Source organism: Undibacterium sp. RuTC16W (genome assembly GCF_049339445.1).
In the GTDB taxonomy this organism is placed as follows: domain Bacteria; phylum Pseudomonadota; class Gammaproteobacteria; order Burkholderiales; family Burkholderiaceae_D; genus Undibacterium.
In genome coordinates this window covers 1-12,795 of the sequence record NZ_JBMPPE010000007.1, presented here as the reverse complement: position 1 = coordinate 12,795, position 12,795 = coordinate 1, and the positions used below count along the sequence as shown (strand labels likewise).

At 49.3% G+C, this 12,795-nt stretch carries 14 protein-coding genes; 6 read left to right on the top strand and 8 right to left on the bottom strand.

Translation table 11 applies throughout. The features are described 5' to 3' along the window. The first annotated feature begins 227 nt into the window (after window positions 1–227). From ACO0K4_RS13995 to ACO0K4_RS13985, 3 genes are all read left to right on the top strand, one after another. Window positions 228–677 carry a DUF3429 domain-containing protein gene (locus ACO0K4_RS13995; RefSeq protein WP_422957253.1) on the top strand — a complete coding sequence of 150 codons (450 nt, stop codon included), beginning with the start codon at window positions 228–230 and terminating at the stop codon, window positions 675–677. Window positions 678–710: 33 nt separating this feature from the next. Beyond that, on the top strand, window positions 711–2,618 hold the full coding sequence (locus ACO0K4_RS13990) for a M61 family metallopeptidase (protein ID WP_422957252.1): 1,908 nt from the start codon (window positions 711–713) through the stop codon (window positions 2,616–2,618). A 194-nt stretch (window positions 2,619–2,812) separates the two neighbouring features. Then, entirely contained in the window at window positions 2,813–3,445 is a 633-nt protein-coding gene (locus tag ACO0K4_RS13985) for a hypothetical protein (RefSeq protein ID WP_422957251.1), read from the top strand. 144 nt (window positions 3,446–3,589) lie between these two features. Here ACO0K4_RS13985 and trpC read toward each other — a convergent pair whose 3' ends face one another. From trpC to rpe, 7 genes are all read right to left on the bottom strand, one after another. Then, the gene (gene trpC, locus ACO0K4_RS13980; protein WP_422957250.1) at window positions 3,590–4,390 is read right to left on the bottom strand and encodes an indole-3-glycerol phosphate synthase TrpC; all 801 of its coding nucleotides are present in this window, start codon (window positions 4,388–4,390) and stop codon (window positions 3,590–3,592) included. 2 nt (window positions 4,391–4,392) lie between these two features. Beyond that, window positions 4,393–5,430 (bottom strand): anthranilate phosphoribosyltransferase, encoded by a 1,038-nt coding sequence (gene trpD / locus ACO0K4_RS13975; protein ID WP_422957249.1) that lies wholly within the window; start codon window positions 5,428–5,430, stop codon window positions 4,393–4,395. Window position 5,431: 1 nt separating this feature from the next. Next, window positions 5,432–5,998 (bottom strand): aminodeoxychorismate/anthranilate synthase component II, encoded by a 567-nt coding sequence (locus ACO0K4_RS13970; RefSeq protein ID WP_422957248.1) that lies wholly within the window; start codon window positions 5,996–5,998, stop codon window positions 5,432–5,434. 41 nt (window positions 5,999–6,039) lie between these two features. Beyond that, a complete protein-coding gene (locus ACO0K4_RS13965) occupies window positions 6,040–6,459 on the bottom strand; it encodes a GxxExxY protein (protein WP_422957247.1) in 420 nt (139 codons plus the stop codon). Window positions 6,460–6,464: 5 nt separating this feature from the next. Next, window positions 6,465–7,961 carry an anthranilate synthase component I gene (trpE, locus tag ACO0K4_RS13960; protein WP_422957246.1) on the bottom strand — a complete coding sequence of 499 codons (1,497 nt, stop codon included), beginning with the start codon at window positions 7,959–7,961 and terminating at the stop codon, window positions 6,465–6,467. 236 nt (window positions 7,962–8,197) lie between these two features. Then, window positions 8,198–8,869, bottom strand: coding sequence for a phosphoglycolate phosphatase (locus ACO0K4_RS13955; protein ID WP_422957245.1), 672 nt, complete (start codon window positions 8,867–8,869; stop codon window positions 8,198–8,200). Between the two features lie 249 nt (window positions 8,870–9,118). After that, the gene (rpe, locus tag ACO0K4_RS13950; protein ID WP_422957244.1) at window positions 9,119–9,787 is read right to left on the bottom strand and encodes a ribulose-phosphate 3-epimerase; all 669 of its coding nucleotides are present in this window, start codon (window positions 9,785–9,787) and stop codon (window positions 9,119–9,121) included. A 151-nt stretch (window positions 9,788–9,938) separates the two neighbouring features. On the opposite strand from rpe, the gene apaG reads away from it, so the two are divergent. Beyond that, entirely contained in the window at window positions 9,939–10,313 is a 375-nt protein-coding gene (apaG, locus tag ACO0K4_RS13945; RefSeq protein WP_422957484.1) for a Co2+/Mg2+ efflux protein ApaG, read from the top strand. A 73-nt stretch (window positions 10,314–10,386) separates the two neighbouring features. Here apaG and ACO0K4_RS13940 read toward each other — a convergent pair whose 3' ends face one another. Then, window positions 10,387–10,518 (bottom strand): hypothetical protein, encoded by a 132-nt coding sequence (locus ACO0K4_RS13940; protein ID WP_422957243.1) that lies wholly within the window; start codon window positions 10,516–10,518, stop codon window positions 10,387–10,389. Between the two features lie 12 nt (window positions 10,519–10,530). Between ACO0K4_RS13940 and ACO0K4_RS13935 the strand changes: the two genes are divergently transcribed. Continuing rightward, a complete protein-coding gene (locus tag ACO0K4_RS13935; protein ID WP_422957242.1) occupies window positions 10,531–11,733 on the top strand; it encodes a murein transglycosylase A in 1,203 nt (400 codons plus the stop codon). A gap of 113 nt (window positions 11,734–11,846) precedes the next feature. Continuing rightward, window positions 11,847–12,623: an enoyl-CoA hydratase gene (locus ACO0K4_RS13930; protein ID WP_422957241.1), complete on the top strand. Its 777-nt coding sequence runs from the start codon at window positions 11,847–11,849 to the stop codon at window positions 12,621–12,623. Window positions 12,624–12,795: the final 172 nt, after the last annotated feature.

Here is a 12,795-nt window from a genome sequence, read left to right as displayed (position 1 = left end):
CACGATTTTTAACGAACAAAGCGTTGTTTCGGGCGTCTCTCGACGACATTTGCAAGCTTTCTTCCTAGTCTAAATATATCTAATGTCAGTAAATCCACATAAAATATCGGCTTTTATGCCACAGCATAAAAAATATCAAGATGGCGTTTTATTAATTTGATGATTCGCCCGGTGCACATAGAATGCGCTCATAAAACCAACAATTGAAGCAGGCAACGACATCATTAATGGATATTCCAAATAAACAACTAGTGAATAAACTGGGCTTTTCCGGTTTGATTCCTTTCATCCTGCTCAGTTTGGCGTGCTGGATCGTACATCCTGATTGGTTGGGTTACTTTATCAAGGCGCAACTTTCTTACGGCATTATCATCTTGTCGTTTTTGGGTGGACTGCATTGGGGCGTCGCCTTGATGTCCCGGAATCGCAATACAGCCGACACCCGTAAGGCACTGATATGGGGGGTAATCCCGACCATGATTGCCTGGTGTTCAATGGTGAACATGGGTGTCGGTTTTTTGGTGCAGATTATTGGTTTTGTCGTCGCTTATCAAGTCGATAAACGTCTGTATCTCAGCTACGAGTTGCCAGACTGGTTTATTATCTTGCGGCTGCGCCTGACCGTCGTGGTGGTGACGGCGCTGGCCTTGACTTTTGTTGCCGCGAATGTGCGTTAATTATCATTACCGTTTCAAGAAAGAATAAAGAGCATGACCAATGCCGCTGACAAGAAGACCTCTGTCAAATTAACTACGAAGAGCCAAGCCAAGGCCAACAAAGCCGCCACTGACTCCGCGATTCACTATCATATTGCCCCTAAAGATCTGGCCGGACACTTGTATCAGGTGCGTCTGAACATCGCCCGCCCCGATCCTGCGGGACAAATCCTTACGCTACCTGCCTGGATTCCCGGCAGCTATATGATCCGCGAGTTTGCTCGCAATATCGTACAGATTCATGCGCACAGTGCAGGTAAAAAAGTTCCGCTGAAAAAGCGTGATAAGCACACGTGGCAAGCCGCGCCCTGTGAAGGCGCATTGACGATTGAGTACGAGGTTTATGCCTGGGACTTGTCGGTACGTGCTGCGCATCTCGATCAGCAACACGGCTTTTTTAATGGCACCAGCGTATTTTTGCAAGTTGCCGGGCAGGAGATGGCGCCACATATCGTGGACATTCAGCGTGCAGATGACGTCGCATGTAAGAACTGGCGTGTCGCGACAGCATTACCAGAGTTAAAAGCCAAGCGCTATGGCTTTGGAACATATATCGCCGCCAACTATGATGAGCTGATTGATCATCCGGTCGAGATGGGCAATTTCGCCATAGCGAGTTTTGACGCTCACGGCGTGCCGCATGACTTTGTCGTGACGGGCATCGTGCCGAATCTGGATTTGCCGCGCATCGTCGCTGATCTGAAAAAAATCTGTGAAGCGCAAATCAGCTTCTTTGAACCAAAGACCAGACGCGCACCGATGGATCGCTACGTCTTCATGACAATGGCTGTCGGTGATGGCTATGGCGGACTGGAACATCGTGCCTCAACCGCCTTGATTTGCAATCGCGCTGATCTGCCGTCGAAGAATCAAGTTGAGATGAGTGATGGTTATCGCAGCTTCCTTGGTTTATGCAGTCATGAGTATTTCCATACCTGGAACGTCAAACGTATCAAGCCGGCGGCATTTGCACATTACGATTTGCGGCAAGAGAATTACACTAGCCTGCTCTGGTTGTTTGAGGGCTTCACCAGTTATTACGACGATCTGATGCTGGTACGTTCCGGCATGATTGATGAAGCCAGTTATTTCAAACTGCTATCAAAAACCGTTAACATGGTGACACGCGGATCAGGACGAAAAAAGCAAAGCGTTGCCGAATCCAGTTTTGATGCCTGGACCAAATACTATCGTCAGGACGAGAACTCGCCGAATGCGATTGTCAGCTATTACACCAAAGGTTCTTTAGTCGGCCTGGGCCTGGATCTGACAATACGCGCAGAGACCGCAGGCAAGAAGTCCTTAGACGATGTAATGCGCGCTTTATGGCAAAAATACGGCCGTGATTTTTATGAAAAGACCTTGTCCGGCAAACAGCAAGGTCTTAGTGAAACAGAAATCGAAACGATCATTGAACAAGCGACAGGCGTCAAGGCGAAACGTTTTCTTGACCGCTATGTGCGTGGTACTGATGACCTGCCATTGGCGGGCTTGTATGAAGACTTTGGCGTCCTACTCAATGATGCGAGCAAAGGAACCAAGCTTGCCAAAGCCTCACTTGGCGTGCGCGTAGTGAAAGACGGCAATGATTGCAAACTCGCGAATGTCCACGAAACGCGTGCCGCGCATCGCGCCGGTTTATCCGCTGGCGATGTCCTGATTGCTGTCAATGATTTGCGCGTGACCGCTGCTGATGCCGCCGATGGATTGTCAAACGCTCTGAGCCGTTATGCGGTAGGTGAAACTGTGCAATTGCATGCCTTCCGCCGTGATGAGTTGATGGTGGTTCAGGCGAAGCTGCAAGCAGACGATATCCCTGCGTTATCGCTGGCTTTACAAGAGAACAGCAAGGCTCGTTTGTTGACTCACCGGCCTAGCTATCAAAAGCCTGTGAAGAAATAATACTGGGCAGTAGTATGGCAATATAAATGGCTAATCCGCATATCAGACAAGCGGATTAGCCATTTTTTTATGGATACTCCCTCTTTTATTGTTTCTATAGAGGGATCTTCACTATGTGAACAGCATGTTCATGTGATTAATTGGAAACTTTTTAAAGCAATCTGTATCAGAGATTTATCGTCCCGAAAGTCCTGATGCATAAACCAATTGCTTTCAATCGCCCGCGTTTGTTGACCCTGCTCCCGATTTTGCTCTTGCACATGGGTTTGCTGCTTCTGATGCGTGAGTCAGCAGTGTATTCAGAGGCGAAAAGTGTACGTTACATTCAGTTATTGCAGCTCGTGCCAGATGCTGCATCGCCATTGTCCGCGTCAGTAACGGCGACGGTGACTTCTCCTAATGGTCAGCGCAAAACACGTGGGGCAATCGCGCCGAATTTTGTCTCTGATCGCCCCAGAGTTGATCAACCGCCGCAGCAAGGGCATCAACCGCAGCAGCAACCCCGGCATCAGGAATATCATGATCAAGAAGTTCCTGCTCAAGCGCTTGGTTTGGCCCCTAGTTCAGCCTTAGATCTGGAACGCATCCGTCAACACTTTCAGCAAAGCGAAAAGACGCGTCAGCGTCATTTAATGGAGCAGCAACTGACGCAAATAACCGTGACGCCAGAAATGAAACTACAAACCGAACTGGACAAAGCTCACCGTGAGGACTGCATGATGGCGCGTTCGGAGGGAATGAAATTCGGCAGTGTCACGGTGAAGGGTTTGCTGATCATTGCACCGGTTCTGGTCGATACGATCAAGGGCAAAGGATGCAAGTGGTAGCGCTATAGCGCTGCCCAAGTTCGGGTAGTGCCTCTGTATCTATGAGGTCAAATTTAAATATACTCACGCAGTATTCATGCGCCTCGCAGGCCAAAAACACGCCATCAGCCGCATGAATACTGCGTAATCAACATTAATCCAGCATTAAAAAAACAATTTCTGCAATTCCAGTCCCGGATTTTCTGCCCGCATAAATGCTTCGCCTACCAGAAAGCCATGCACGTTTGCATCACGCATGCGTTTGACGTCGGCGCTGCCCATGATGCCTGATTCAGTGATGACTAATTTGTCTGGCGAGATGCGTGGCAATAAACCAATCGTCGTATCCAGCGTCACATCAAAGGTACGCAAATTGCGGTTGTTGATGCCTAGCAAATTGGTTTTTAGTTTTAAGGCAGCGTCGAGCTCGTCGCCATCATGGACTTCGACCAGCACATCCATACCCAGCTCATGCGCGCAGGCTTCGAGTTCTGCCATCAGACCGTGATCGAGGGCCGAGACAATCAGCAAGATGCAATCAGCACCCCAGCTACGTGCTTGGTACACCTGATAAGGATCGATCAGAAAGTCTTTACGCAGAGCGGGAATACTGCAAGCCGCGCGAGCTTGTTTTAAATAATCGGGTGCACCCTGGAAAAACTGTTCGTCGGTCAACACAGACAAGCAAGCTGCACCGTGGGCTGCATAACTTATCGCAATATCAGCAGGCTTAAAGTCGGCGCGTAGTATGCCTTTGGACGGCGAGGCTTTTTTGATTTCAGCAATCACGCCGGCTTGTCCTGCGCCGATCTTATTCCGCAAACTGGCTTCAAATCCGCGTATCGCTGCACGTGCTTCAGTGTCGCTTTCGACTTCGCTACGCAGGCTGGCATACGACTGAACTTTTTTAGCAGCAGCGACTTCATCGACTTTGACTGCCAGAATTTTATTCAGAATATCTGACACGGTTACGCCCCTTTACCTAGTTGCTGTGTGACCTGCACTAATTGCTGTAACTTGGCGAGGGCGGCGCCGGAGGCGATGGCTGCCTGGGCTTTTTTGACGCCATCGGCGATGGAGTCTGCGATACCCGCGCCATATAGTGCGGCACCGGCATTTAGGCTCACGATATCAGTCGCAGCACCTGGCACGTTGTGCATGACTTCCATAATCTTGGCTTTGGATTCTTCTGCACCTGATACTCTGAGCTGACGGTTGGAGACCATGTTCAGGCCAAAATCTTCTGGATGAATATCGTATTCGCGGATTTCGCCATTCACCAGTTCACCAACCATAGTAGGTGCGCCGAGTGAGACTTCATCCATATTGTCACGCCCCCATACCACCAGCGCATGTTGTGCACCCAAGCGTTGTAATACGCGGACTTGAATGCCGACCAGATCCGGATGGAATACCCCCATCAAAATATTGGGTGCGCCAGCTGGATTGGTCAGCGGTCCGAGGATATTAAAAATCGTCCGCACGCCAAGTTCTTTACGTACTGGTGCAGCATGTTTCATCGCAGCGTGATGATTCGGTGCGAACATAAAGCCAATACCTGTTTGTGCGATGGATTGCGCAATTTGTTCTGGCTGCAAATTAATGTTTACGCCCAGCGATTCCAACACGTCCGCGCTGCCGGAGGATGATGACACACTGCGACCACCGTGTTTGGCGACTCGCGCACCTGCCGCCGCAGTCACAAACATCGATGCAGTAGAAATGTTAAACGTATGCGCACCGTCACCACCGGTACCGACGATGTCGATCATATTCGTCGTATTTGCCAGCGGGACTTTGGTAGAAAATTCGCGCATGACTTGCGCCGCTGCGGTGATTTCTCCTATGCTTTCTTTCTTCACACGCAGACCCATAGTCAATGCGGTGATCATCACGGGAGACATTTCGCCGCCCATGATTTTGCGGAACAGATACAGCATTTCGTCGTGAAAAATTTCACGATGTTCGATCAATCGCGTCAATGCTTCTTGTTGGGAGATGGTCATCTTATTTTCCGATCAAAAAGTTTTTCAACAACGCGTGACCATGTTCAGACAGAATTGATTCTGGATGGAATTGCACTCCCTGCAAATCAAATTCTTTATGGCGCACACCCATGATTTCGCCGTCTTCGGTCCATGCGGTGACTTCCAGACAAGCGGGCAAGCTTGAGCGTTCAATCGCCAGTGAGTGGTAGCGGGTGATGATGTAGGGACTAGGTAAGTCGCTGAAGACGCCGACACCTGTGTGCGCAATCGGCGAGGTTTTACCATGCATCACCTCTTTGGCGCGGATGATCTTGCCACCGAAGGCAGCGCCGATACTTTGATGCCCAAGGCACACACCGAGAATCGGTAGTTGCCCGGAAAAGCGTTCGATCAAAGGCACCGAGATACCTGCCTCATGCGGTGTGCAAGGACCGGGAGAAATACAGATGCGATCAGGCTTCATCGCAGCGATCTCATCCAGCGTAATTTCATCATTCCGATAGGTACGGACCTCTTCACCCAACTCAGCAAAATATTGCACCAGGTTGTAAGTGAAAGAATCGTAGTTGTCTATCATTAGTAACATAAGTAAGACCTCTCAACACAGAGTCACGGAGACACAGAGTTTCACAGAGAAACCCTTTTGATCCCGCTTTTCAATACGGGCACCATGAAATTAATAAGTAATCCAGTTTTATAGCCAGTCAGGCGCAAGTAGGTAAGTAGCTGTGCTGTATGAACAGGGAGTAGTGACTCTATCGCTTTCAGTTCCAGAATCAGACTATCTTCTACTATCAGGTCGAGCCGATAAGCCGACTCAACTGTGACACCTTTGTATTCTATGTCCAGACAAACCTGACGTTTGAAACTGAGCTTGCGCAAATACAATTCGTGGCACAGGCAGTTTTCATACGCACTCTCCAACAGACCAGGACCCAGATGCTTGTGCACTTCTATTGCTGCACCTATGACTTGCTCACTCAACAGGTCATACTTCGCTTTTCTCTGTGTCTCGGTGTCTCTGTGGTGAGATGTTTGGTCTGGCATTTTTTTTAAATCTCTCCGTCTAAACCATCTTGCACTTGTTCTGCCGCGCGTAAAACAGCACGTGCTTTGTTTTCGGTTTCTTGCCATTCCATTTCTGGCACGGAGTCGGCGACGATCCCGGCCGCCGCCTGCACATGCAGCATGCCATCCTTTAAAACACCAGTACGTATAGCAATAGCTAAATCCATTTCGCCACCGAAGGATAAATAACCACAAGCACCACCGTAGATGCCGCGCTTGGTCGGCTCCAGCTGGTCGATTAGTTCCATGGCTCTGACCTTGGGCGCACCGGATAAAGTGCCGGCAGGGAAGGTCGCTTTCAGGACATCAAGATTCGATAAGCCATCTTGCAGAATGCCTTCAACGTTGGAGACGATGTGCTGTACGTGGGAATATTTTTCGATCACCATCTGGTCGGTCACTTTGACGCTGCCGGTTTTGGCGATCCGGCCCACGTCGTTGCGCGCCAGATCAATCAGCATGACGTGTTCGGCGATTTCTTTCGGATCTGCCAGCAATTCTTTGGCGAGTTGTGCATCAAGTTCTGGTGTGCTGCCGCGTGGTCGTGTACCTGCTAACGGGCGTATCGTGACTTTTTTATCGCCGTCGCTGAGTTGTTCGTTACGGACTAAGATTTCTGGTGATGCGCCGATGATCTGCATATCGCCAAAATTATAGAAGTACATATATGGCGATGGATTCAGCGAGCGTAATGCGCGGTACAGTGACAGCGGCGAATCGACATAAGGCTTGCGTATGCGTTGACCGATTTGTACTTGCATCAGGTCGCCTGCCATTACATATTCTTTGGCTTTTTCGACCGCTTTCAGGTAATCAGATTTGGCAAAATCACGAATGGATTCGGTACGGACGGATGCGGATGTGACCGGTGCATCCACGCTGCGACGTAGCATGGCGCGCAAATCTTTCAGCCGCTGTCGGGCTTTCGACCAGGCTTCAGGCTGGGTCGGATCGGCATAGACAATTAAGTACAACTTGCCAGACAGATTGTCGATGACGGCGAGTTCTTCAGTGACCAGCAATTGAATATCGGGTAAGCCGAGATCATCTTTGGGGGCACTGTGTTCCAGTCGTTTTTCGACATAGCGCACCGCATCGTAGCCAAAATAGCCAGCCAGTCCGCCACAGAAACGCGGTAATCCGGGGCGCAGTGCAACCTTGAAGCGTGACTGGAATTCGGCGATGAATTCGAGTGGATTTCCTTCGACGGTTTCAATCACTTTGCCGTCTTTGACGACTTCGCTGCGGTTGCCGTAGCTGCGCATCAGGGTGTTGGCTGGCAGGCCGATAAAGGAGTAACGACCAAAGCGCTCGCCGCCCATGACCGATTCCAGCAGGAAGGTATTTTTGCCTGTGTTCTGGGTTTGCGCCAGTTTCAGATAAAGAGTTAAAGGCGTTTCCAGATCGGCGAAAGCTTCCGCGATCATAGGGATACGGTTGTAGCCTTGCGCGGCCAGCGATTTAAATTCGAGTTCGGTCATGATGTGCTTTCAGCCGCCTCTATGCAATTTGAGGATGAAGGCGGATAAGACTAGATGAAAAAAACGTGTTCAGACATTTGCTCAAGGGATAAGGGCGAGCAAACGCCTGCGCGGCATCAGGTAGATTGCCAGCGTCGCCATAGCCAGGCCTCAAAGGTGCCTGGTGTGATTGCGAGACGTTTTATATCGGGAAACATTCGTTAGAGTGAGAACGTTAGTTGAATTCAGTGTGAATTTCATGCAGAAAGTAGTTGTGCTGCTTCCCACAGGTTGCCGACTATACCATCAGTATCAACATTTTGTATAGCCTCGCCGTGATTGTAGCCGTAGGGTACGTGCAACACGGGGCAGCCTGCTGCACGAGCCGCTTGTGCGTCGTTCGATGAGTCGCCGATGGCTAACACCTGCGCGGGATTCAATGCAAAATCGCTACAGACTTGTAATAGCGCCATCGGATCCGGTTTTTTGCGCGGGAAGGAGTCGCCGCCATAAACAATCTCAAAATAGTCATCCAAGCCTTTTTTCGCCAGCAAAGGTAGTGTGAAATTCATCGGCTTGTTCGTCACGCAGGCAAGTCGCAAACCGCGATCACGCATCGCATCCAAGCCATCGAGCACTTTGGGATAAAGCGTACTGTAATCACCGTTAATCGCAAGATAATGGCGCTGATAAGCCGCCAGTGCTGCCTCAAAATGCAGGTCAATAGCCACCTCATCAAAATCCACTGCCAGCACGCGATGAATCAGATTTTCAGAACCCTTACCAACAAAGTTCGTGATTGTTGTGATGTCCAGCGGCGGCAATCTCAGCTCGGCGCGCATACGATTAATCGCGATCAGAAAATCGGGTGCAGTATCGAGCATAGTGCCATCGAGATCAATGATGACGGCATGGATATTATTGAACATAGCGTTGTATGTGCTTAAGGGGAATGGGTTATCTAGTCAAACGATATGGCTGCAGAAGTAATAAAAGGGGTAAATAAAAGGGATAAATCAACTGGCGGTATTCAATATGAGGGCGTCTAATGAGATCTTGTGTCAGAAGGAGAGTTAGCCAGTTTTAAAAATTTTTAAGATTGAATTCGCAGTATCCATGAGCCTTTACGGGCAATAGTGCTCGGTAAGGCGCATAAACACTGCGTACTTGTCCTGTATTTATCCTATATTTGCTAATTCAGCGCGCATTGCGTTGATCACTGCCGTGTAGTCGGGTTTGCCGAAGATGGCCGAACCTGCAACAAACGTGTCTGCGCCGGCGCGGGCAATATCGGCGATGTTGTCAACTTTGACGCCGCCATCGACTTGCAGCAGGATGTCACGGCCTGATTCATCGATCAATTTTCTGACGGCGGCGATTTTTTTCAAGGTGTGAGGAATAAACGATTGACCGCCGAAGCCGGGGTTGACTGACATCAGCAAAATCAGATCGAGTTTATCCATGACGTGTTCCAGCACATGTAGTGGTGTTGCCGGGTTAAACACCAGACCCGCTTTGCAGCCATGATCGCGGATCAGTTGTAAACTGCGATCAATATGCTCGGAGCCTTCCGGGTGGAAGCTAATCAGGTTTGCACCGGCTTTGGCAAAATCGGGAATAATGCGATCCACTGGTTTGACCATCAGATGCACATCAATCGGTACCTGAACATGCGGACGTATGGCTTCGCAGACGAGCGGGCCGATGGTCAGGTTGGGAACATAATGATTGTCCATGACATCGAAGTGAATCATGTCAGCGCCAGCGGCGACAACGTTGCGAACTTCTTCCCCCAGTCGGGCAAAATCGGCTGAGAGGATGCTAGGGGCGATACGATAAGTAGTCATAGTCAATGCAAGTGGAGTCGAGATGCGCTATTTTACTCTTCTGCCCGCGGTAAGATGACGATGAATGATGATCGGGGGGCGATGTGGCTGATGCGTCGCCAGACTACAATATGCGTAATGATGATAAGGAACAGAACCGTTGAAAGAACCTATGGCAGCTTATGAGATGCAGATTTCCGTAATAACGAAATATTTAGAAGCGCAGTCGAATCCTGATCATTCGAGTTTTGTATTTGCCTATACGGTGACGATCAAAAATACCGGCACAGTACCGGCGCAGGTGATTGCGCGTCACTGGATCATTACTGATGCGAAAGATCATGTGGAGGAGGTGAAAGGGCTTGGTGTCGTCGGACACCAACCGTTTTTGCAACCTGGGCAGAGTTTTGAATATAGTAGCGGCAGTGAGCTGAAGACACCGCAAGGCAGTATGAAAGGGAGCTACTTTTGTGTTGCAGAGGATGGCCATCGTTTTGACGCACCAATTCCAGAGTTCGTTCTGTCCTTGCCGCGTACTTTGCACTAGTCGCCATCATCGCTGGCTTGATGCGATTAACCAGGTCAATTTCAGTACGCTGACTGTCAGACGGCAGTCAGATTTATTCTGGATCGGATTTTTGCTCTTTTTTTGCTGGCGGTTTCTCAGAGCCGCGTCCTTGGAACATCGTCCACCAGACAATAAACACGAGCAAGAACATTGCTACACCAGCTTCTATTGCTAATAACCACATGTTGATTTCCTTATGTTGAAATTTTCCGCAATTCTACCCCTGACTGCTGTTGCCGTATTGTTGGCTGCATGTACGTCAGCCCCGATTGATAAAACGTCTGTGACGGTTCCGCCTGTAACGCCAGTCATACCGACTCCGGTCTCGATCGTGCCAACACCTGGCGCGACAAAAAATGCAGATATATTGAAGCCAGTAAGTTTTAGCGCTTTGCCTGGATGGCAGCAGGATAATTTGACCGAGGCTTGGCCTGCATTTTTGGCATCTTGTTCCGCATTGCGTGCTAAGCCTGACTGGAAAGAACTATGCGCTATCGCCAAAGAGGTCGAGCCAAAAGACAATGCGGCTGTGCGGCTATTTTTTGAATCTTTCTTTGTGCCATATCAAGTGAGTAATCCCGATGGGACTGGCGAGGGTATGATCACTGGATATTATGAGCCTTTGTTAAATGGCTCGCGAAAACGTGGCGGCGCATTTCAGACGCCCTTATATCGTACACCTCCTGATTTGTTGACGATTGATTTGTCTGGTTTGTATCCGGAGTTGAAAAATTTACGGCTGCGTGGGCGGGTTGTCGGGAATAAAGTCGTGCCGTATGCATCGCGCGCTGAGATTTTGCCTGCGGTTGCGGGGAAGGAATTGGTTTGGGTCGATGATGCGATTGATGCTTTCTTTTTGCAGATACAGGGTTCCGGGCGCGTTGCATTGAGCGACACAAATGAAGTTATCCGGCTCGCGTATGCGGACCAGAATGGGCATCCCTATAAGTCGATCGGACGTTATCTGGTTGATAAAGGCGAGCTCAAACTGGAGCAGGCATCTGCTCAAGGCATTAAGGAATGGTTGCTTAAGAATCCAAGCCGCCAGGATGAATTATTGAACGTCAATCCTAGCGTGGTGTTTTTTAAAGAGGAAAAAATTCTTGATCCGGCGATAGGGCCAAAAGGGGCTTTGGGTGTTCCCTTGACGGGGCAGCGTTCAATCGCAATTGATCCACAATTTTTGCCTCTGGGTGTTCCGGTCTTTTTGTCGACCACACAGCCGAACAGTACGCGTGTTTTGCAAAAGCTCGTATTGGCACAGGATACCGGTGGTGCGATCCGAGGCGCTGTGCGTGCGGATTATTTTTGGGGGTTTGGTAACGAGGCCGGTGAGCAGGCTGGTCGTATGAAGCAGCGCGGCATGTTGTGGGTGCTGCTGCCGAAATCTATGAATTGAACCTGGCTGTCTGGTTGCGGACTGACGCATCCAGTATGGACTCAGATGTAATCGTTAAATTTAAATAACCTATATGTAGCTAATATTTAGCTCGTATAAATAAGGAGACTTGCATGGAATACCAAAACATTATTGTTGAGACGAAGGATAAGGTCGGTGTTATTACATTGAACCGGCCTAAGGCCTTAAATGCTTTAAACGATCAGCTCATGGATGAATTAGGTGCCGCACTGAAGTCGTTCGATTTGAATGAGGCGATTGGTTGTATCGTGATTACTGGCAGTGAGAAGGCATTTGCTGCAGGTGCGGATATCGGTGCGATGGCAAATTACTCTTATATGGATGCCTATAAGAATGATTATATTACCCGTAACTGGGAGCAAATTCGTCAGATCCGCAAACCAGTGATTGCGGCAGTTGCCGGCTATGCTCTGGGTGGCGGATGTGAGCTTGCGATGATGTGTGACTTTATTATTGCGGCAGAAAATGCAAAATTCGGTCAGCCAGAAATTAAATTGGGAACCTTGCCTGGCGCAGGTGGTACACAAAGATTGCCAAGAGCGATTTCAAAATCTAAGGCGATGGACATGTGTCTGACGGCACGCATGATGGATGCTGCCGAAGCTGAGCGTGCGGGATTGGTGTCCCGTATTGTTCCGTTGGATAAATTACTGGAAGAAGCCATTGGCGCTGCAACGGTGATTGCGTCCATGTCCCTGCCCATCGTCATGATGGTTAAAGATTCAGTGAACCGTGCTTATGAGACGACATTATCCGAAGGCGTACAGTATGAACGCCGTCTGTTCCATAGCAGCTTTGGTACGGAAGATCAGAAAGAGGGTATGAAAGCCTTCATGGAAAAACGTCCGGCGAATTTCAAAAACCAGTAGAGAATTAGTCGATTGCATATTTTTTATAAAATATTGGTCGAATAAGCTTGCCAATGGCGGAAGGAATTTGCTATAGTTCGGCTCCCGTCGAGAGGCGGGAAGGTAAGGAAGAGAAAGAGAAGCGGTTGATACGGATGTTAGAAGTGGGAGTTAGGGGCGCGTAAGCGTGTTT

Bases quoted from the DNA above. Each gene is read 5' to 3' on its own strand.
- ACO0K4_RS13985 (WP_422957251.1), top strand. From the start codon at position 2,813: ATGCATAAACCAATTGCTTTCAATCGCCCGCGTTTGTTGACCCTGCTC.
- ACO0K4_RS13995 (WP_422957253.1), top strand. From the start codon at position 228: ATGGATATTCCAAATAAACAACTAGTGAATAAACTGGGCTTTTCCGGT.
- trpD (WP_422957249.1), bottom strand. From the start codon at position 5,430: ATGACCATCTCCCAACAAGAAGCATTGACGCGATTGATCGAACATCGT.
- ACO0K4_RS13965 (WP_422957247.1), bottom strand. From the start codon at position 6,459: ATGCCAGACCAAACATCTCACCACAGAGACACCGAGACACAGAGAAAA.
- ACO0K4_RS13930 (WP_422957241.1), top strand. From the start codon at position 11,847: ATGGAATACCAAAACATTATTGTTGAGACGAAGGATAAGGTCGGTGTT.
- ACO0K4_RS13990 (WP_422957252.1), top strand. From the start codon at position 711: ATGACCAATGCCGCTGACAAGAAGACCTCTGTCAAATTAACTACGAAG.
- rpe (WP_422957244.1), bottom strand. From the start codon at position 9,787: ATGACTACTTATCGTATCGCCCCTAGCATCCTCTCAGCCGATTTTGCC.
- ACO0K4_RS13970 (WP_422957248.1), bottom strand. From the start codon at position 5,998: ATGTTACTAATGATAGACAACTACGATTCTTTCACTTACAACCTGGTG.
- ACO0K4_RS13955 (WP_422957245.1), bottom strand. From the start codon at position 8,869: ATGTTCAATAATATCCATGCCGTCATCATTGATCTCGATGGCACTATG.
- apaG (WP_422957484.1), top strand. From the start codon at position 9,939: ATGGCAGCTTATGAGATGCAGATTTCCGTAATAACGAAATATTTAGAA.
- ACO0K4_RS13940 (WP_422957243.1), bottom strand. From the start codon at position 10,518: ATGTGGTTATTAGCAATAGAAGCTGGTGTAGCAATGTTCTTGCTCGTG.
- trpE (WP_422957246.1), bottom strand. From the start codon at position 7,961: ATGACCGAACTCGAATTTAAATCGCTGGCCGCGCAAGGCTACAACCGT.
- ACO0K4_RS13935 (WP_422957242.1), top strand. From the start codon at position 10,531: ATGTTGAAATTTTCCGCAATTCTACCCCTGACTGCTGTTGCCGTATTG.